The 19,586-nt window shown below is 49.4% G+C and carries 19 protein-coding genes; 6 read left to right on the top strand and 13 right to left on the bottom strand.

The window, feature by feature from the left end; translation table 11 throughout:
• The first annotated feature begins 68 nt into the window (after nt 1-68).
• Nucleotides 69-350 carry a ribbon-helix-helix protein, CopG family gene (locus ACFQZR_RS06365; protein ID WP_379344908.1) on the top strand — a complete coding sequence of 94 codons (282 nt, stop codon included), beginning with the start codon at nt 69-71 and terminating at the stop codon, nt 348-350.
• On the top strand, nt 340-1,485 hold the full coding sequence (dnaN, locus tag ACFQZR_RS06360; protein WP_379344030.1) for a DNA polymerase III subunit beta: 1,146 nt from the start codon (nt 340-342) through the stop codon (nt 1,483-1,485). The genes ACFQZR_RS06365 and dnaN overlap by 11 nt, the downstream gene beginning before the upstream one ends.
• Before the next feature lie 43 nt (nt 1,486-1,528).
• Here the strand turns inward: dnaN and ACFQZR_RS06355 are convergent, their stop codons facing one another.
• From ACFQZR_RS06355 to ACFQZR_RS06295, 13 genes are all read right to left on the bottom strand, one after another.
• Nucleotides 1,529-2,011, bottom strand: coding sequence for a GyrI-like domain-containing protein (locus ACFQZR_RS06355; protein ID WP_379344028.1), 483 nt, complete (start codon nt 2,009-2,011; stop codon nt 1,529-1,531).
• 66 nt (nt 2,012-2,077) lie between these two features.
• Nucleotides 2,078-3,010: a helix-turn-helix transcriptional regulator gene (locus tag ACFQZR_RS06350; protein WP_379344906.1), complete on the bottom strand. Its 933-nt coding sequence runs from the start codon at nt 3,008-3,010 to the stop codon at nt 2,078-2,080.
• A 29-nt stretch (nt 3,011-3,039) separates the two neighbouring features.
• Complete coding sequence (locus ACFQZR_RS06345) at nt 3,040-4,476, bottom strand: FAD-dependent oxidoreductase (RefSeq protein WP_379344026.1); 1,437 nt, start codon at nt 4,474-4,476, stop codon at nt 3,040-3,042.
• Between the two features lie 165 nt (nt 4,477-4,641).
• Nucleotides 4,642-5,223: an LOG family protein gene (locus ACFQZR_RS06340; RefSeq protein ID WP_018754431.1), complete on the bottom strand. Its 582-nt coding sequence runs from the start codon at nt 5,221-5,223 to the stop codon at nt 4,642-4,644.
• Between the two features lie 6 nt (nt 5,224-5,229).
• Entirely contained in the window at nt 5,230-5,559 is a 330-nt protein-coding gene (locus ACFQZR_RS06335; protein WP_379344023.1) for a MazG nucleotide pyrophosphohydrolase domain-containing protein, read from the bottom strand.
• On the bottom strand, nt 5,556-6,683 hold the full coding sequence (locus tag ACFQZR_RS06330) for a VanZ family protein (protein WP_379344021.1): 1,128 nt from the start codon (nt 6,681-6,683) through the stop codon (nt 5,556-5,558). The genes ACFQZR_RS06335 and ACFQZR_RS06330 overlap by 4 nt, the downstream gene beginning before the upstream one ends.
• 142 nt (nt 6,684-6,825) lie before the next feature.
• Nucleotides 6,826-7,644 (bottom strand): Cof-type HAD-IIB family hydrolase, encoded by an 819-nt coding sequence (locus ACFQZR_RS06325; RefSeq protein WP_379344019.1) that lies wholly within the window; start codon nt 7,642-7,644, stop codon nt 6,826-6,828.
• Nucleotides 7,645-7,752: 108 nt separating this feature from the next.
• Nucleotides 7,753-8,172: a DUF1284 domain-containing protein gene (locus tag ACFQZR_RS06320; RefSeq protein WP_379344017.1), complete on the bottom strand. Its 420-nt coding sequence runs from the start codon at nt 8,170-8,172 to the stop codon at nt 7,753-7,755.
• Between the two features lie 208 nt (nt 8,173-8,380).
• The gene (locus ACFQZR_RS06315) at nt 8,381-9,679 is read right to left on the bottom strand and encodes a glycosyltransferase family 2 protein (RefSeq protein WP_379344015.1); all 1,299 of its coding nucleotides are present in this window, start codon (nt 9,677-9,679) and stop codon (nt 8,381-8,383) included.
• A complete protein-coding gene (locus ACFQZR_RS06310) occupies nt 9,669-9,824 on the bottom strand; it encodes a hypothetical protein (protein WP_379344013.1) in 156 nt (51 codons plus the stop codon). Before ACFQZR_RS06310 ends, ACFQZR_RS06315 begins: the two co-directional genes overlap by 11 nt.
• Before the next feature lie 13 nt (nt 9,825-9,837).
• Nucleotides 9,838-10,713, bottom strand: coding sequence for a diguanylate cyclase domain-containing protein (locus ACFQZR_RS06305; RefSeq protein ID WP_379344010.1), 876 nt, complete (start codon nt 10,711-10,713; stop codon nt 9,838-9,840).
• Between the two features lie 283 nt (nt 10,714-10,996).
• Nucleotides 10,997-11,422 (bottom strand): GGDEF domain-containing protein, encoded by a 426-nt coding sequence (locus tag ACFQZR_RS06300; RefSeq protein WP_379344904.1) that lies wholly within the window; start codon nt 11,420-11,422, stop codon nt 10,997-10,999.
• On the bottom strand, nt 11,407-11,988 hold the full coding sequence (locus ACFQZR_RS06295) for a bacterial transcriptional activator domain-containing protein (RefSeq protein WP_379344007.1): 582 nt from the start codon (nt 11,986-11,988) through the stop codon (nt 11,407-11,409). The genes ACFQZR_RS06300 and ACFQZR_RS06295 overlap by 16 nt, the downstream gene beginning before the upstream one ends.
• 155 nt (nt 11,989-12,143) lie before the next feature.
• Between ACFQZR_RS06295 and ACFQZR_RS06290 the strand changes: the two genes are divergently transcribed.
• The 4 genes from ACFQZR_RS06290 to ACFQZR_RS06275 all read left to right on the top strand — a co-directional run bounded on the left by ACFQZR_RS06290 (nt 12,144) and on the right by ACFQZR_RS06275 (nt 19,465).
• A complete protein-coding gene (locus ACFQZR_RS06290; RefSeq protein ID WP_379344005.1) occupies nt 12,144-13,211 on the top strand; it encodes a glycoside hydrolase family 15 protein in 1,068 nt (355 codons plus the stop codon).
• 260 nt (nt 13,212-13,471) lie between these two features.
• Nucleotides 13,472-14,146, top strand: coding sequence for a DUF4912 domain-containing protein (locus tag ACFQZR_RS06285; protein WP_379344003.1), 675 nt, complete (start codon nt 13,472-13,474; stop codon nt 14,144-14,146).
• The gene (locus ACFQZR_RS06280) at nt 14,140-17,016 is read left to right on the top strand and encodes a 1,4-alpha-glucan branching protein domain-containing protein (RefSeq protein ID WP_379344001.1); all 2,877 of its coding nucleotides are present in this window, start codon (nt 14,140-14,142) and stop codon (nt 17,014-17,016) included. Before ACFQZR_RS06285 ends, ACFQZR_RS06280 begins: the two co-directional genes overlap by 7 nt.
• A 1-nt stretch (nt 17,017) precedes the next feature.
• Nucleotides 17,018-19,465, top strand: a complete 2,448-nt coding sequence (locus ACFQZR_RS06275; protein WP_379343999.1) for a sugar phosphate nucleotidyltransferase — start codon at nt 17,018-17,020, stop codon at nt 19,463-19,465.
• Nucleotides 19,466-19,586 lie beyond the last annotated feature (121 nt).

Below are 19,586 nucleotides of genomic sequence, written 5' to 3'. Positions count from 1 at the left end.
GCTATATTGGATGTACAATTGCTATTGAATTAAGTTACCTTATTCATAATACAGACGAAGATAGGATGGTGGATTCTTTGCCAAGGCAGCAGGTCAAAGTAGGCGTACCTCGTGAAGAAGGTCAATTGCACATCACTTTCGGGAAAGGCGGAGCGAGAGAAGGTGCGGGGCGTAAAGGGATTGGTCTAACGAAGAAAATATCGCTGACCTTGCCCGAACAGGTCTGGGACGACCTTGAGGCCGCATGCCAGTCGAAGCAAATTTCCCGTTCCGAGCTGATCCGGCAGATCATCTTGGCTCATGATCCAGCCGCTCCAGCCAGACAGGAAGAGGCTTCGCATGAAGGTTAGAACGACGCGCGATCACTTGCTTCATGCCCTTGGACAAGTAATAAGAACGGTATCACCGACGTCGCCCATGCCTATCCTATCGGGGATATTACTGACCGCACACCATCAGGGTCTACGCCTCCGTGTTAGTGACTCGAAGATTACGATTCAAGTTGAACTACCGCTGCATGAAGCAAATCTCCAGATCGAGCAAGTCGGCAGTATCGTTGTGCCTGCGAAGTATTTGTTCGAAATCGTACGCAAGCTGCCCCTAGGCGCTGTCATGCTCGAACTCACAGGTCCTCTCCTGCTTACCGTGCGCTCCGAACGAGCGATATACCGATTATCCGGGATGGAAGCCAATGAATTTCCAGAAGTGCCTGATTTCCATAGCGATCAGACCATCCGATTGTCTTCAATCCAACTTCAGAAGATCATTCAGCAAGTGGCCTTCGCTGTCTCTCCTTCTGAACAAAGGCCCGTACTCACAGGGGTGTCCCTAGCGTGGGATCATCACCATGCAGACCAGATTCGACTGCTGGCCACAGACGGGGTACGCTTCGCTTCACTCCTCACGAACATAGAGAGAATCAATGCCGCTCCGCCACACGCGATCATCATACCGGGGCGCAGCCTAACGGAATTATCCCGTATCCTTCCGGATGATGAGACATCCGTAGACATCCAGATCGACAATCGCCAAGTGTTATTTGGTACGCGTCAGCTTGCCTTCTACTCGGCTTTGATTGAGGGAACCTACCCGTCCATCGATCCTGACGCTTTTGCCGTTCATACCACACACCTTGTCTTGCACACGGAAGATTTACTTCAAGCGCTTGAGCGTGTCTCCATTCTGGCAGGGGATGGTCATATCGTCCGATTAGAGACGTTAGATACAAGGCTGACATTGTTCTCTAGCACGGAGCAAATCGGCGATGTGAACGAGCAATGGGAGGCTGTGCGGAAACTGGGGGAAGACATTCGTATTGCATTCAACAGTAAATATATGCGGGATATTCTCCGAACGATGGCATGCAAGGACGTATCCCTGAAATTCCAAGGGAAGTGGAGCCCCATTCGGATTGAGCCTTTAGAAGAGGATGAGACATCCACGGCGACCTACATCCTAACCCCAGTACGAACGCATGAAGCATGACAACGAAGGGATGCCCACAAACATAGGGCATCCCTTCGTTTCCTTAATGAACAGCGATATAAATCTCGACAACCGCAAGATTCGGATCGAATTGCGCGGTTCGATACAGCTCGAAATCACCGGTATAGGTCCGTGTGATCTCTGAAGTCTGGAAGAATGCCCAGATTTCCTGCCACGCTGCGGGTACGACTTCATGGAAAGGACCCGGCTGGGTCGTGAATATCATATACTTGGCAGCAGGAACATGCGCTTCACATAGTCCCTCAGGCAGCATAGCGCCGTCGCCCTTCTCATGTCCAAGCAGCAACGTATACGCACCTGACGCATCACTCTCATAGTCGGTATATAACGCGTACAGCAGCTCAGAGTTGTTCGATTGGACCTGTGATAGGATTGACGATTGGAAGTAGGTCTCCCACAGTTTCGGAATGAGCCCGTCCGGTCCTGCTTCCGCTGCATTCGTCGTTCGTGCGCTAATCCCGATCAGATCGAAGGCTGGGCGCTGGAATTCAATACGTTGGTTCATAACAATTTCCTCATTTCCATCAGTTAATATCTTTATTGTACCTAGGAAAATTGGACAGCTATCTGTCTAGTTATCATATTGTGCAATAATTTGCCTTGCCCGGCGGACAACTTCTTCCGCTACAGAAGGCGGCTGCTCGACGCGAACAAGATGGCCGAAGCTCAGCAGCATGCCGTAGAACCATTCATCATCGCTGAAATACCCTTCCACCCGCACAGAACCGTCTGTGCCGATCAGCACTTGTCCGGGGTCGAACGTCTCTTCCACCCGATAGCGTACCTGCGGGGAGAAGCTTAGCGTGATGGTCTTCTCTTCTTCCCGGCTCCACGTAGACTCCCAAGCATATCCTTCCATGGATGGTGCCTCCCGACGGTCGAATGCTTGCGATTGAAGCATGAGGTCATAAATGCGAGATAATCGGAAGACGCGGAACTCCCCGCGCAGCTGACAATACGCTTGCAGATACCATACATTGCCCTTGAGAATCAGCGCTGCAGGCTCAGCATTCCTTTCACTCTCTTCCCCATGCATGTTCATATAGCGGAAGGCGACAACCCGGCTCTCCTCAATAGCTTGACGAATGACATTCACTTTGTGACGCGTATGAGGCCCCTGCCCCCATGGATTTAGATCTACGATCAATGGATCTTGATATCCGGCAGATTGCGACCGATCCGTCGGACCGATCATGGAGCTAACCTTCTCTAACAGATGATCATACGTATTGTCGTCAAGGGCTTGATTCACCCCTCGCACGGCACGAATAATGGAATTGATCTCACTCAGCGTAAGAAATTGGCGAGAGATAGTGAACTGCTCCATAATCTCGAAGCCGCCGGAAGTGCCTTGATGCGCCGCAATCGGAATCCCTGCTTGGCATAACGTATCCATATCACGATAGATCGTCTTGGTCGACACTTCGAACCGTTCAGCCAACTCCTTGGCGCTGATACGTCCTCGATTCAGCAGGAGCACCGTCATCGCGAGCAATCGATCCATTTTCACCGGATATTCCTCCCTTGCTGTCTTTACTTCTGAAGTTTAATACGGAAATCCTTCTCCAGATATTGATGGATTCGCTTGAAATCGGCTTCCGTCAGCGCCTTTAGACGCTTCTGCTTCGATTCCTTGCCCAGGATAATGCCAATCGTCTGTGCAGCAAGTGCGGTATTCGGGACAATTCGTGCACTGCCGTAAGCTTTGATCGTAGCGCCGATATTTTTGCCGACGACTAGGACGTTCTCATACGCAGCCAGCTCGAAGGACCGCAGCGGCAGACCGTAGCGATCCGGGGTTCCAACATTAATGCCTTTCGGCATCGCCTTCGTGCCCTGCAGATCCATCCCATAGCCGCCGATACTAACATTATCCCAGAACATCCGGCTGCTCGTTAAATCGTTCTCGTGCAGCACATATTCGGTCTCGAAGCGATTATAATCTCGAATATAGAGGTAATCCGGGAAGCCATTCAACTCGGCCTTCGCGAACCCCGGAACGTTCTTCTGCAAGAACTTCAGGATATGCGGCGCTTCGGCCTTCGCCTTTGTCACTGCCGATTCCACCGATTTCGGATTCGCAGGATCCACATCAAAAATCAACAGCGAGTTAATCAGAACGTAGCCATCCTTCTGATAGGTAATATTCAACCCACGCAAGAGTAGCTGCGAGTCCTGCGGTTTGTATTTACTCGTGACATTGCTGAATCCCGTCCCGAATTTCCAATCAACATATGTATTAGGGCCATACTTAGCTTGTAGATTTGTTAACGGATAGTCTTTCAGGATGTCCGCGTGCAGCTTTCTCCAATTCACATTTTTGAACTTCAACATGAACGTCGCTGCCATATAATCTGGCTTTTTGCCTTTGTAGATCTGCTCCATGCCTGGAATCCGCTTTAGATCCAATTTGCCTGTTAAGGCGTTATGGTCCGTATTTTCCACCCAATAATTCGATTGAACGGTATAGGTCTTCCCGTCTTTCGCTCTATACGTTAACGATTGAATGGACTTCTCTTGCTTATTATAAGGAGAGGGCACGATATCAAGCGACTCTATCGTAATTCCGCTGCGAATTGGGATTTCTCTAAGCAGCTTCTCATAATAACGTGTAATCTCCTCTACCGTCCGGATCGTACCTGCCTTATAGCCGGCATATAGATTTTTCAATTCCCCTTGGACAAGACTCCGCTTCTTCTTATCATTCGGCTCGTCAAGCACCATCATTTGCCCTTGCACGAGCTCACCGCCCGGTTTATTGCGCGGGTCCAGAATCAGTACGTTCAGTCCAAGACTCCGTGCAGATTTGGCTAAAAGAACCCCTTGAATTTCACTGCCAACGACCACCACATCGTACCGATTGGATGCCGTTCCTGCAGCATAGGTGTAAGTAGGAATGAATAACTGAACCATGAGTGCAACGAACGTTAGAACCACCAACATTCTAGTACCTTTCCAAGTCGACTTCATACTTCCTGAACCTCTCCTCTTCAGAATATACAAATAGCATTTCAACCAACCTGTTAATCATCTCATGATCAGGTAGAATAATCCAGAATTTTGTATGCATTAACAGCATTTGGTGATCATAACGAACAAAAATCCATCCCTGTTCAGGATGGACTCTCGCTGTTGCTATGATTTCAACTCGCTCCACTTGTTCGTCTGCACAGGCGGCGTGTAGCTTACCATTTGACGAAGGAGATCTTGCGGTTCTGCCTCGACTAGGACAAGTCCCAGGTTCGATCTCTGCATGAATCCGGCTTCCACCGTCCGCTCGAGCATATCTGCCATCGGTTGGTAGAACCCATTAACATTCAGCACACCGACAGGCTTCTTGTGAATGCCGAGCTGTGACCAGCTGAGCACCTCGAACAACTCTTCATACGTGCCAAGCCCACCCGGTAAAGCAATATATCCGTCTGCCAGTTCTGACATGAGCGCCTTCCGTTCATGCATGCCATCAACCTCATGCAGCTCGGTTAAGTTCGGATGCACCATTTCCCCGCGAAAAAGATTCCGCGGCATGACGCCCACCGCACGGCCGCCAGCAGCCAATACGGTATCTGCCACCCGTCCCATGAGGCCAATTTTGGAGCCGCCATAGATAAGCTCGATGTTATTCGATGCGAGTAATTGACCTAGTTCTTCTGCCTTTTGCTCATATTCGGGGCTTGTTCCAACATTCGATCCTGCAAAAACACAAATTTTTCTCATCGATTCTCACACTCCGCTCTGATATCTCTTCGTTAATTTGCTCTTGTGGACTTCTAGAATATGTTCAATCGACACATCATACATGTTCGCGAGAATAATCACATTACCTAGAACATCTCCTAGTTCCTCGACCAGTTCTTCCCGCAATCGATCCAACGGCTGCTCCACTTCATCGGGCCGATCTCTGCCGATTTCGATCGCACGAATCGCTCTCGCCGTCTCACCAACTTCCTCTATTAGAAAGCCTACGCGCTCAAAAGGACCGTAATTTGACCATCCGCGGTCCTGATAAAATTGCTGAATCCATGCCTGTGTGTTTGCACGCTTCTCACTCACGATTCCTTCACCTCGTCCTCTTGGTTGCCAAGTTTCGTTGGATATATGGAAATCACATGCTTCGTGCCGCTCTTCCTCTCATAGAACAACTCTCGATTCCGATTGAATAAGCACCGGAGGCAGTGGATCCCGAACCATATATTCATGATAAACAACCCAAAACCGTATAACATACCGAAGATATTCGGCATGTCCTGTACATGAAAGATAAACAGCACATTTAGCCCGCCGATTAGAACATACAGCAGTCCGTATCGAATCACGAGCTCCTTCAGCCCTATGCGATCTCCTTTTCCTTTCAAATGAATTCGCACGATCCACTTACCTAAGGTCCGGCCATTCGTCACATACGGCAGCACAATGAAATACAGAGCAACGACAATCACATAAGAAATAGAGAGTCCAGCCACCGCCAGAAACGCAGAGATCGGGAAGACGATGCACCAATCGAACAAGAAAGCAATGCCCCGGCGCGTATATGACACACGTTTGGCCGTTAAATCTACGCCCGCATCCAATCGATCCATACGCGGCAGCAGCTTCGATACCCACTCCGCTAGGACAAACCCGACCATACCTCCAAACGTGTTCGCCATCAAATCATCCACATCGAACAGCCGATACGGATAATCATAGATGCCATAGATGCCCGACACTTGCGTAATTTCGAAGAAAAACGATAACCCGAAGGACATCACAAGACATTTCACCCATCCCGCGCGGAAATAGTAACGCAGGAACATCCCGAACGGTACGAGGAGCAGCACATTGAACAGCACTTGGAGAAACGCTCGTTCTTTCAATAGATGCACATAAGTAGAAGGACTCCCTAGCTTCGCAGAGGTTTCCCTCGCAATATCCTCCACGAAATTGAACGGAATCGTCTGGAAATAGGTTGCTGCCTTCGGAGGCAAATTATGAATAGATGCCGGCAGCGGTAGAATAATCAAATAGAAGGCATTCATTAAGTAGAGAAGAAGTAAATAAAGGACCAAAGCTCTAAACTTATGAATATAGCCATGCCTACGGTATTGCACAATTAAGAACGGCAACGTGAACAATAATGCCGCGATCGGAAACGTTATGAACGCATAAGAGATTGGAAATACGTACGCATCAAGCATGCATTCACCTGCCTTTCATGAAATAATCGTATCTGGAAAACACATTTTCCAATTATACCATATTCGTCTTCGTACCCGAACCAAAAAACGCGCATTTCCCACCTTCGCGGAAATACGCGTCATCCAATTCCTAACCAATCGATTAGGCGTGCTGAGGGGTCAATACGAACTTCTCTACCACCTTCGCGACGCCATCATTCATGTTCGTATCGGTCACATAATCGGCAAGTGCCTTAATATCATCAGGCGCATTCCCCATCGCGACGCCGAGGCCTGCGAACTCAATCATCGCAACATCATTGTAGCTGTCGCCCATCGCAATCACTTCGGTTTGCGCAATGCCAAGCTTCTGAATGAGGTGATGCAGGCTTGTCCCTTTATCCACACCCACTTCAGTGAATTCGAGGAAAAACGGCTTTGAGCGCATCACGTTCAGCTTGCCCGCATACTGCTGCTTCAGCTTCTTCTCCACCTCGATGAGCCGTTCTGGCGCAGCAACCATGAGCGATTTCACAACCGGTACATCAACCGTCTGCACGAAGCTATCCACTTCGCGAATATTCATACCTGTTAAACCCGTTTCAACCTCTGTATACTCGTTCTTCCATTCCGTGATAATCTGGTCGCCAAGATAAGTTAAGATCGACACGTTCTCCTCTTGACTCTTCGCATACAACTCATGGACGGTGTCCACAGACAAGGTGCTGCTGAATAGTTCCTCGCCGGTCTTGCAGTTGATAATCTTCGCACCGTTGAAAGATAGAATGAAGCTGCCGAACTTCTCAAGCTCCAGCTCCTTCGCGATCCCGACCATGCCATACGTCGGGCGACCTGAAGCAAGTACCACCTTCACACCCTCTGCCTGTGCACGCATTAACGCTTCCTTCGTCCGAGGCGAGATCGTCTGATCGTCACGAAGCAAGGTATCGTCTAAATCCAGTACAATCATTTTATAATCCATATTTTGCAACATCCTTTATCGTCTAGTTGAAATTCGCTATCTCTACTATATCATCTCTACCAGCGATCGCGGTACGTGCTTTTTGAACCCTCGAATGGATGATCATCCCTACGGCAGCTCCCGAAGCTCCCTGCTGCGGCGAATATGAGCAATCCCTTCCTGACATACGCCAAGCGGATGCCAAATGCAATCCGAGCAAATCTGGTTAATATCTTCCGGCATGACGTTTCTCGCAACAGCCTCACAAATATCCGCCCAGCTTGCACTTTCTCCAATCTTCATCAAGACCCGTTCTAGAATCTCTTGATCTTTGTGGTACACCGTGCGGTTGTGACAATGCGAAGGCTGATCCGAAGGGAACGCGGCACAGATCACATCCGGCCCCGAGACAATCTCAATCATCGTCTCCGGCTTCATGCGCAAAGTCTCATAGATTTCGGTCATGTTCGCGCAGAACCCCTCCGAATAGCCTTTTCCCCGGTATCCAAGCAGGCAGAATAGATGGTGTCCTCTCAGTTGAATACGCAATGCCTCACCTCATCCCATATGTTAACCAAATTGTATCACCGAAGTTGACGATTAGTAACCCCTTTACCAGCCAAACCAGCTCGTATTGAAAACGGATAGCCCCCAAACAGTTCTATTCTGCATGTGACGCATAGGCTGGAATTACCTCGTTCATAGATGCACCAATGAACGAAAAAAAACAGACCCCGTAAGGTCTGCCTGATCTTCTTCAATCAAACCGCTGTGTCTTATACCACTTGTTCTGTCGACCACTGATGCGGTCCACAACCATGGAATAGAACGCTTTGAGGGAAATGACTAAGAACAACTGTGCATACGTAAAATACGATACACAGGACAAAATAAAATTACGTGTGTTGCTCTGTCCAATATCCGACGCCAATGCCAGATTGATCTGGAGCACATAAATGTAATACATGAGCGCCCACGCGATAACCAAATAGATATACACGTCACTCGTGAATTGAAACGGTGAGACGACCGCCGGATTGAACAACCCGATGATCTGATACACGATATTCACTACGAAAATAATATCCGATATGATCAGTGCGATCATGAACCAGAAATAGCTCGCTGCATAATAGAGCACGTGCAGTTTAATCCGCCAGCTCGACGTATTGAATAGATGATGCAGATTATCCATGACGACGCGATAGTTCCCCTTCGCCCAGCGCTCACGCTGCCGCATATAGACACTGAGCTGCTCCGGCTCCTGCTGGTAGGCTTCTGCTTTAGGCGCCAGCGCAATCAGCTGGCCTCGGGTTAGAATTTCGAAGGATACCGCCGTATCCTCCGTAATCGCATCTTCGTCCCATCCGCCGATCTCTCGCATCAGCGCGCTCCGAACGATGAAGTTCGTGCCAGGAATCGTCCCAAGCTTGAACAGCTCCCATAGCCCCGTATGATGAACCCGTTGGATCGTAACCAGCTCTAAATTAATACAGCTCGACAGAAAATTATGATTCCGATTCCGCGCTTTATTCCGGCCAAATACAGCGCCATACTTCTCAGGTTCCTCCATTGCCTTCTGCACTAAGAAAAACAGTGCATTGCGCTCCGGCGCGGCATCCGCATCATAGATACAAATCCATTCCCCGGTCGCTTGCTTGAGCGCATCATTGAGTGCACCGGATTTGCCGCCCGTACCAACCCGCTCCATAATCTGTAGATTACGGTCTTGATACGCCGGTCTCGATTTCAATCGCTGTAAACGTCCTGCCGTATCATCCGTACAATTATCTGCAATGACAATGATCTGAACCTTCTCCTGCGGATAATTCAAACCCAGTATATGCTCCACCGTGGTTGCAATAACAATCTCCTCATTATGCGCCGGCACCATGACGGTCACGGTTGGGAAATGATCCATATCCGCCGGAATGGCGTTCGGATTCCGATGTTCCCTACGGATAAATCGTATCGCTCCGTACATCATGACGACCGATTCAAATACCGCAATCCAGATACTGACGATGGCGAATAACAAGAAGCCTTCAACAATCATCCCATTTCCTCCGATCGAAATCCCGAATCACCCTTGCCCGGAATCGGAGGGTTACGATCGTCAATCCCAGGACAGCCACAGCAAAAAAAACTGTCACAACCATACATACAATGATGAACCAATGCGTACCCATCGCGGTCTGCATTCCGTAACCTCCTCTAAATATATTCCCCGACAAGATCCGTCTCCGTCCGCCGCACCAACATTGCAATGACATCATCAACCTGCTGATACTTCGCGAGATCCGCTTGATTAAAGGACATCGCACCTGCGCGAACAATGAGCGTCAGTGTCTGTCCTTTCTTGTCCACGAGCGGAATAGCCGTAATCGCCTGCTTGATGCGATCTGTGACGCGGTAGAAATGGTCTTGGTCGGTCATCGGACACAGAATGACAAACTGGCCGTCACCGATGCTGAATTTGTAATCCTCGTAGCGGATCTGCTGTTGAATCGTCTGCGATATGTTGAGAAGCAACTGCCCATATCCTTCCGACCCCAGAGATTCCAATACCAGTGGACGGAACTCGATCTGGAACAAGGCCATAGAGAAGCTGTACTGCTTCGCATAGCGATTCGCTAGACTCGACTGCTTCACAAGCGTACTCGCGAAACTTGCCTTATTCTCCAGCTCCGTATATAAATCGATCTGCGGATTCACATCCTTCAGCGCGTCAAGTCTCTCCATCATTCGCTTCGAGCGGATGAACTTGGTTCGGATGAGCGAAGCAAGCGCCGTATTCGCTGGAATCCATACCAGTGATGAGATGGTTAGTAGATTTATAGGCGCAACTGTAGCGATCCATACAAAATAACTCACCATAAAAATGAAAATACACACAACAGATACACCTGCAGGCAGGCAAAAGCCAATCAAATAGGCGACCACCGCTGCTAGACACAATACGAGCTCCAGCATGGTGAACGATTGATCCCAATAGACCTTCATACAAATAAACAAATCTTGTACCAGGATTAACCCGATGAATAGAGCAAAACCCCAATCCAAGCGATTTATTTGCGAGCTTTTCTTCATAGGATACCTCCTTCCCTCTTCGTACCATCGATACCAAAGAAAATCTATGAAAATTTCCACAAAACAATCGCTACATTATATCAAAAATTAACAAAAATAACATGCAAACCCTTACTGGTAAATGTTGAAATTTTTCTGAAATTTTCATAGATGATCAGCAGTTGACGCATATACGGATAGAAAAGTTGTAATGCTATATTAGCTGGGAACGACAAAAAAGCCCGCACTCTGCTCGGTCGAGTAGAGTGGGGCTTCATGGCATCACAAAAAGAGCGCGTGTTCTTCAGCGTACTGCGGTGTTCCGCCTTCCTTGCTTCACACGTCTCTTCGCATGCATCATCTCTTGATCGGCGGAATAGATGAGATCATCGAGTCGCGTACTCTGCTGCGGGTACCATGCACGTCCAATCGAGACGGTAAGGGATACCGCGGTTAATGCAGGGATGGATTCAAAACGCCCCACCATTTCTTGATGGGTGTCTTCGAGCTCAGCTTCACTGTCACATAACGTAAGGACCAGGAACTCATCCCCGCCGAAGCGGACGACATGGGTCTGACGAGAATTCACCTCCATTAGCGCTTCCACAGTCTTCCGCAGCATGACATCGCCTACGGCGTGACCATAATGATCGTTAATCAGCTTAAAATCATTAATATCGATAAAAAATACAGCGACCGCTTGCCCAGTTCGTCTTACCTTCTGCTGCAGTCGATCGAACAGAAGATAGGCGGTTCTTCGCCGGTACGCAGTTGTGAGCGAATCCCGTTAAAATGCTGCTCATACCAGGTATGCAGCGCCTCGCTTGGCCCAACGCCCAATTCCTGCTGCAAGGTGAACGTAAGCCGCTCATACTGGCGCTTCACTTCCCCTAAATTGCCATGCATCACGTGAATCTTCATCATTCCAAAATAAATATCCTCCACATAAGGATATAGTTCCTGCAGCTGTTGGAGCAGCAGCATCGCCTCCGTATACTGCCCTAACTGCATGTGGCAATCGACCACCTGCTTCGCATGGACGAACCACATCATACTTAGCCGCTCCCGCTCGCTCTCGGCCCAGATGTACCGATGGTCGCCCAGATAGTCACCGCGATACAGATCCAGTAATGCATGATGCTGATGCAGCGTCTCCGGTGCGACAGGCGGGGCCGAGCGAATCCCTTGCTCCCAGACATCGACGTCGATAAGCACACTCCCTTGCTCCAATCGATACCCCTCATCTTGATATTTGACCTGAATATCCAGCCCCAATTGCTTGATCACTACCCTCATACCTTCGATGCTCCCTTTCAATCCCAAGACAGGCTATCCCAGTTATTTCTATTTATATCCATTATACATGGACGATTACAAGTTTAATAGAAACAGAAATCGGGCAAACTGCTTAATAGAAATCATCCTATCGAACATTCAAGGAGGAGTTAAATATGTTATCTGAGAGCTATAAGATCCTGGATCAATTACGTCTACCCCACGGTTTATATGTCGCCAGTCCGTCGAAGGATTATCAATATGTCTGGATTCGCGATTGCGTCTATATGTCGTTACCCTACTTAACGAAGCCGAATCGAATCTATGAGACAACCTACTATCGGCTGCTAGATTTATTCCGCACGTATGAATGGAAGCTGCATATTCTCTCGAAGCACAAGCCTACGTATGAATGGGAGTACCTACACGCCCGTTACTCTGCGCAGGATGTCCTTGAAATTCATGATCAGAACTGGGGCCACGTACAGCATGATATGATCGGAGCCTTCCTCTTCGGAATCGGCTCTGGGCTCGCACAAGGCAAGCGGATGTTCCGTGATGCCCAAGATCTGGAGATCGTTCAGCGTTTAGTCGAGTATCTAGGCCACATCGAATATTGGCATGACCCGGATAACGGCATGTGGGAAGAATCCCGGGAAGTGCATGCATCCTCTATCGGAGCTTGCGTAGCCGGACTTAAAGCCGTCGAGCCTTACGTCCTTGTACCGGAATCCTTGGTCGACAAGGGACTTCATGCCCTGCTCACCCTCTTTCCCCATGAAAGTAAGGAGAAATCAACCGACTTGGCGCAGCTCAGCCTTGTGTACCCTTATAAGCTATTTACCGGCATGCTCGGGGATATTATCGTGCAGCGTGCAGAGCAGCACTTACTGCGAGACCGCGGTCTGATCCGCTACGAGGGAGATAGCTACTACAGCACCCTCGAACATCACCATGGCAGGCATCATCCCCGTGAATTCTATCGCGGGACAGAAGCGGAATGGACATTCGGGTTGCCATGGCTCGCCCTATGCCATATAACACTCGGCCGTCTGGATGAAGCGAATCACTACATTCACAAGACGGAACGCATCATGACGAAGCCGGGAGTTCTGCCCGAGCTATATTATGCCGGGACAGCGGCGGCGAATCCGAATACCCCGCTCGGGTGGAGCAGCGCCATGTATATTTTGGCCAAAGAAGCAATGTCGGCCGAGACGAACCTGCTCAGCAACCTGGCCTGAACATTTCTAAGCCAGCCTTATTTCAATAAAGCGCTTACGAGATTTGCTCTTCTCGAAGGCGCTTTTTATTTTGTCAAAATGTGCAATGAACCTCGAAAATTCTACAAAAGGTCCTGAAATCCTCACTCATACTTCGGCAAACTTATCACGGCATATCCTATACACTAATCTATGAAAAGAACAAGGAAGCCTGTGAGTGACTTTCTTCTCATTTTCAAATAAGGAATTGGAGGGCAAGTTCATTGGATATTGAAAACATAATGCGATTACTAGAAGCAGGACGAACGCGTAAAGAAATTGCAGAACAGCTCGGCGTATCCTATGGCAAACTGAACTATCATTTGGCGAAGGAGCGCAATAAGACATCGCAGCAAGTTGCTGCAGCAGTACATAACGTCATGCCATGTCCGCCCGAGATTGACGAAGCTCATTTGCAAGCGAATGATGAGATCTTCGATCACATCACAATCATGCCAAGAGATCCTTCATCACTCTACGTCTATTGGGATATCACGAGTCAGCGGAAGCAGATGACAGAAGAACATTTCCATACTGGATTTCATAACCTGCCCAAATTCCTGCGTGTGTATGATATTACGTGTCTGGATTTCAACGGCGAGCACTGGAACCGTTCGACAGACATTGCGCTTCATGCAGATAGCGACAATTGGTTCGTTATGGGGATGGAAGCGAACTGCACTTATATTGTAGATTACGGAACAACAACCCTCGATGGGAGATTTGTAACACTCCTACGTTCGAATACAGTAACACTTCCGCCTCAAGACGAGAGCTCTTGGACGGAATATCACGCCGTGACGCTGGAGCTAGCGAAGCCAGCCCCAGCCCCCGAATGGCACAACGCATTTACAGGCTATTCCCTGTCTGCGCCATCAACCAATACAACGGAGGAAGGAGTGAACAAGGCATGGTAAAAGGTTATTTGTCCCTTGTCCTACATGCGCATCTGCCCTTTGTGCACCATCCCGAGAGTGAAGATTACATTGAAGAGCGTTGGCTGTTCGAAGCTATGACCGAGACCTACCTTCCGCAGCTTGACGTATTCGAAGGACTGTTACGCGACGGGGTCGATTTCCGCATCACGATGTCGTTAACTCCGACGCTGCTATCGATGTTAGCCAGCCCATTACTCCAAGAGCGATACCTCAGCTATCTCAACAATTTGATTGAACTCGCGACATGCGAGTGCGAACGGACCGAAGGCGACGAATCCTTCCATCCCCTTGCCGTCCAGTACCTCGAACAATTTGAGCACATCAAAGACCTATTCGTAACGACTTACCAAGGCAGAATCATTGATGGTTTCCGCAAATTTCAAGACGCAGGGAACCTGGAGCTCATTACATCCGCTGCAACACATGCCTTCTTGCCTTATGTGAAAACCGAGCAAGCGATTCGTTCGCAGATCGAAAATGCGATCTCGGTACATACCGCCCTCCTTGGACGGAGTCCACGAGGGATCTGGCTGCCCGAATGTGGCATGAAGGAAGGCTTAGACCGCATTCTGAAAGACTACGGCATCGACTTCTTCTTCACCGATACGCACAGCCTGAATCATGCGAGCCCGAAGCCGCGGCGCGGTGTCTATGGCCCGGTCGTGACCCCGCATGGCGTGGCGGCTTTTGCCAGAGATCAAGAGACTTCCAAGCAAGTATGGAGCTCACTTGAGGGTTATCCTGGCGATTATGATTACCGCGAATATTACCGGGATATTGGGTATGACCTAAACTATGAATATATTAAGCCTTACCTACATAAGACGGGCGTTCGTCTGCATACCGGCATCAAATACTACCGCATCACAGGGCAAGACGGGCATAAAGAGCCCTACCGCCCCTCTTGGGCAGAAGCGAAAGCATCCAATCATGCAGGCAATTTCTTCTTTAATCGGGAGAGGCAAGTGGAACATCTCGCTGCGCACATGGATCGCAAACCGATCATAATCGCTTCCTATGATGCGGAGTTGTTCGGCCATTGGTGGTATGAAGGCCCTCGCTTTATCGACCAATTGTGCCGTAAAGCACATGATAACGGGCAGATCATTCAGATGATCACGCCTGCCGAATATTTGCACGAATATCACGAGAATGAACAGTGTCAGCTGGCCTTCTCCAGTTGGGGGCGCGCTGGATATGGAGAAGTATGGCTCGGGCAGGACAATGCTTGGATCTATCGCCACCTTCACCGGATGGAAGAACAGATGATCGAACTCGCAGATCGCTTCCCGAATCCAACGGATCTCGAGCAGCGTGCACTAAATCAAGCCGCGAAGCAATTGATGCTCGCTGAGAGCAGCGACTGGGCGTTCATTATGGATAACAAAACGATGGTGCCTTATGCGGTCAAGCGGACGCAGAATCATATGAATCGATTCCAGAAGCTCTACCGTGCACTCCGCAGCGGAATGATCGATGAAGCTTGGCTGCAAGAAGCGGAACACCGGGACAACATCTTCCCTGCGCTCGATTACCGGATCTACTGCTCATATCCTGCAGCTACAGCTGAACTGCATGACGTAGTCCAGCAAGCTCGAAATGGGCTCAAAATATTAATGCTCTCCTGGGAATTCCCACCGATGACCGTCGGCGGATTATCACGGCATGTGTATGATCTCACCCGCAGCCTGACGAAGCAGGGCATGGAAGTCCATGTCATTACCTCGCATGTCAACGGGTACCCGGCTTACGAAGTGAATCAAGGCGTTCATGTGCATCGCGTCAGAACGTATCAGGCCCATGACCTTAGCTTCATGGAATGGGTGTTCCAACTGAACCTTGCCATGACGGATTACTGCAAGTCATTAATTGCCCATTACGGTCCATTCGATCTGATCCATGCGCATGACTGGCTGGTCTGTCAGGCCGCCACAGCGCTGAAGCATCAATTCCATCTGCCGCTCGTTGCCACCATTCATGCGACAGAGCATGGACGTAATCAAGGAATCTATAGTGAACTTCAACATGCTATACATCATCTTGAATGGAAGCTGACTTATGAAGCATGGCGGGTCATTGGGTGCAGCCGTTATATGGAAGAAGAGCTCATTCGACTCTTCCAATTACCTGCCGACAAGCTGGACACCATTGCCAATGGCGTCGATTCGCAGCTCCTTCAACCGGTAGAGGTCGAGGCATCCATTCGAACGCAATTCGCACGGCCCGATGAGCACATCGTGTACTTCGTAGGTAGACTCGTTCGCGAGAAGGGCGTGCATATTCTGCTAGACAGCATCCCTACGATTCTAGCGAGCTGCCCGAATACGAAATTCGTCATCAGCGGTAAAGGGCCCGTCATGGAGGAGCTCCAGGCTCAAGCGAGACAAATGAACGTGGACCACCACGTCCTCTTCACTGGATTCGTTGATGATACGACGCGAAATCAATTGTTCCAAATGGCTTCTATCGCTGTATTTCCAAGTCTATATGAACCTTTCGGCATTGTCGCACTCGAAGCGATGGCTGCCGGAACACCTGTCATTGTCTCTGGAACGGGAGGCCTTCAGGAGATGGTCAACTATGGAGAGGATGGCTATACCGTCCTTCCTGGCGATGTTCCATCGCTTGCTTCGCATGTGATCCAAATGCTGCAGAACCCAGATTTGGCGAGAAGCATGGCACAGCAAGCTGTCTATAAATTAGCTACTGCGTATAACTGGGATCATATTGCTCAGCAGACGATCCATACGTACCACCGCACGCTGCATCGTGAGTTCGACCATCTCGCGTACCAAGAAGTCGCAGCGACCGAACATTTGAATAACGGGATGAAGAACAGGGGGAATTAAGATGAAAGCAGTTATTATGGCAGGAGGCAAAGGGACGCGTCTGCGCCCGCTGACCAGTAATACACCTAAACCGATGGTACCTTTATTAGACCGTCCTGTGATGGAATATACCATAGAACTGCTTAAGCAGCATGGGATTACCGAGATTGCTGTAACCGTACAGTATCTCCCTGAAATGATTCGTTCTTACTTCGGAGACGGCTCTGATTTTGGCGTTCAGCTGCACTATTTTGAAGAAGATAGCCCATTAGGTACGGCAGGCAGCGTTAAGAATGCGGAAGAATTCCTCGACGAGACCTTCATCGTCATCAGCGGGGATGCTCTGACCGACTTCGACTTAACACAAGCGATCGAATACCACCGCCATAAAGGATCCATCGGAACGCTCATTCTGACTCATGTCGACAGCCCGCTCGAATTCGGCGTTGTCATGACCGATGATGACGGCCAGATCATTCGATTCCTTGAGAAGCCGAGCTGGGGCGAAGTCTTCAGCGATACGGTCAATACAGGTATCTATATTCTAGAGACCGACGTGTTCTCATACTTCGATCGTGGGCAAGTGTTCGACTTCAGTCAAGACCTCTTCCCGCTGCTTATGGCTCAAGATCAGCCGCTATATGCTTACGTAGCAGACGGATATTGGTCAGATATCGGCAACCTGACGCAATATCGGGAGACGCAATTCGATATGCTGGATCGTAAAGTGAACATCGCGATGCCAGGCACGGAAATTGCACCGGGCATCTGGACGGGCGAACATGTAAAAATCGACCAAGACGTCATTCTGCAGTCCCCTTGCTTCATCGGCTCCGATTGCATTCTGGAGCCTCATGTTACGCTTGAACCTTACTCAATTATCGGCGAGGGCTCTATTCTAGGCCGCAATACGTCTCTAGAGCGCGCTGTCCTATGGCGGAATAATCTAGTTGCGCTGGGCGCAGAAGTCAAAGGCGCCACGCTATGTCAGAATGTGATTGTACAATCAGGGGCTATCGTCCACGAAGAAGCTATTGTCGGAGACGGATGCCAGATTGGGACGAAGAGCATCGTCCAACCAGGCGTTAAAATCTTCCCGAATAAAATCATCGATCATCATACGACCGTCAAACATTCCTTCATTCGGGGTGATCGCTTATCCAAAAATCTCTTCGGTCAATCGGGCGTGAACGGCACATGTAATGTCGATCTGACGACCAACTTCGCGAATCGACTTGCCTTAGCTTACGGAACGACAATCCCTGCAGGGGAGGCGGTGGGCGTCAGCCATGATTCTTCACCATTTGCCGCCTTGATTGCTAATGTGTTCCTATCCGGCCTGCATGCTTCGGGGATTCATACGTATCATTTCGGTTCGATGACATCATCCTTATCGCGGCACGCCGTCCATCATTCCGATTGCGCGGGCGGCATTCATATCCGAGCACTTACCGAAGGTAGCGACACTCAATTCGTCATCGAATTCCTCGATGATGCCGGCCTCCCGCTTCGCAAGAATGCGGAACGGAAAATCGAAAACGCCTATGTCCAAGAGGACAGCCGTCTCATTCATCCGAGTAAGGTCGGGCGCGCAAGAACCGCGCCCAACGTTCGCCTTCAATATCGCGAACATCTCCTCTCGCTCGTCGGAAACCGTTCGATTGAATCCCAAGGCTATACCGTCGTGCTGGAATATGATTACCGGAATTTGCAGCAAATTATCCCGGAATTGCTCGAGATTCTCGGCTGCAAAGTCATTCAACTCAACCGGGTTACATCTTCCCCAGACGAACTCGCGAGCTGGGTGACATCGAGCAAGGCGGATTTCGGTATCCGATTAGATGCCAATGGGCAGCAGATCGATGTCGTTACCGACCAAGGTGAAGTGATCTCTGAATCCATGCTGTCGATCCTACAGATTATGATTCAGTTGAACCATAGCGATCATCCAGAGCTCCACGTCCCCGTCAACATCTCGCACAGCGCTGAGATCCTCGCGGCGCAGATGGGTCGGTTGGTCATTCGCACCAAAGCGGATTCGCGCTCAATCATGGAAGGTTGCCAGAACCAAGGCTTCCACATCTACAGCGACGGACTCTATACGCTGGTGCATCTCATGCAGCTGATGGCTGACAAAAATTTGCGTCTATCTCAGCTCGTGGATTCCATCCCCGACTTCACCCTCTTGAAGGAGAAAGTCGAATGCCCGTGGGCGGACAAAGGCAAAGTTATGCGATTCCTAATGGAAGAGACCAAAGGCAAGCAAGTCGAGTTGATCGACGGGATTAAGATCTTCCACGATGAAGGCTGGACCTTGATTCTACCGGACAGCGAAGAACCAATGTTCCAAGTGTTCGCGAATGCTGGTAACCATCAGACCGCGAAGAAGCTTGCCATGACATACGCTCAGAAAATTCATGATTATCGTCAGCGTGTCTTATCGAGACCGATTTCGGTAGCCATCCAATGAGAAAAACCTCTATCGAGGCACTAACAAAGATGAGCGACCGCGTTTAAAGGTTGTTTTTATCGCCAAATAGAATTTTGCGTTACGATATATCGAAACTCCTATAAATTCTATTGTGGTGAGA

The organism is Paenibacillus sp. GCM10027629, assembly GCF_042676425.1.
GTDB classification, from domain to species: Bacteria; Bacillota; Bacilli; order Paenibacillales; family Paenibacillaceae; genus Paenibacillus_K; species Paenibacillus_K terrigena.
Note: the sequence above shows the minus strand (reverse complement) of the source record. Positions and strands in the feature narration are given on the sequence as shown.

Coding starts and splice junctions, on each gene's coding strand:
- dnaN (WP_379344030.1), top strand. CDS start 340: ATGAAGGTTAGAACGACGCGCGATCACTTGCTTCATGCCCTTGGACAA.
- ACFQZR_RS06355 (WP_379344028.1), bottom strand. CDS start 2,011: ATGAACCAACGTATTGAATTCCAGCGCCCAGCCTTCGATCTGATCGGG.
- ACFQZR_RS06350 (WP_379344906.1), bottom strand. CDS start 3,010: ATGGATCGATTGCTCGCGATGACGGTGCTCCTGCTGAATCGAGGACGT.
- ACFQZR_RS06345 (WP_379344026.1), bottom strand. CDS start 4,476: ATGAAGTCGACTTGGAAAGGTACTAGAATGTTGGTGGTTCTAACGTTC.
- ACFQZR_RS06340 (WP_018754431.1), bottom strand. CDS start 5,223: ATGAGAAAAATTTGTGTTTTTGCAGGATCGAATGTTGGAACAAGCCCC.
- ACFQZR_RS06330 (WP_379344021.1), bottom strand. CDS start 6,683: ATGCTTGATGCGTACGTATTTCCAATCTCTTATGCGTTCATAACGTTT.
- ACFQZR_RS06325 (WP_379344019.1), bottom strand. CDS start 7,644: ATGGATTATAAAATGATTGTACTGGATTTAGACGATACCTTGCTTCGT.
- ACFQZR_RS06315 (WP_379344015.1), bottom strand. CDS start 9,679: ATGATTGTTGAAGGCTTCTTGTTATTCGCCATCGTCAGTATCTGGATT.
- ACFQZR_RS06310 (WP_379344013.1), bottom strand. CDS start 9,824: ATGCAGACCGCGATGGGTACGCATTGGTTCATCATTGTATGTATGGTT.
- ACFQZR_RS06305 (WP_379344010.1), bottom strand. CDS start 10,713: ATGAAGAAAAGCTCGCAAATAAATCGCTTGGATTGGGGTTTTGCTCTA.
- ACFQZR_RS06295 (WP_379344007.1), bottom strand. CDS start 11,988: ATGAGGGTAGTGATCAAGCAATTGGGGCTGGATATTCAGGTCAAATAT.
- ACFQZR_RS06290 (WP_379344005.1), top strand. CDS start 12,144: ATGTTATCTGAGAGCTATAAGATCCTGGATCAATTACGTCTACCCCAC.
- ACFQZR_RS06285 (WP_379344003.1), top strand. CDS start 13,472: ATGCGATTACTAGAAGCAGGACGAACGCGTAAAGAAATTGCAGAACAG.
- ACFQZR_RS06280 (WP_379344001.1), top strand. CDS start 14,140: ATGGTAAAAGGTTATTTGTCCCTTGTCCTACATGCGCATCTGCCCTTT.
- ACFQZR_RS06275 (WP_379343999.1), top strand. CDS start 17,018: ATGAAAGCAGTTATTATGGCAGGAGGCAAAGGGACGCGTCTGCGCCCG.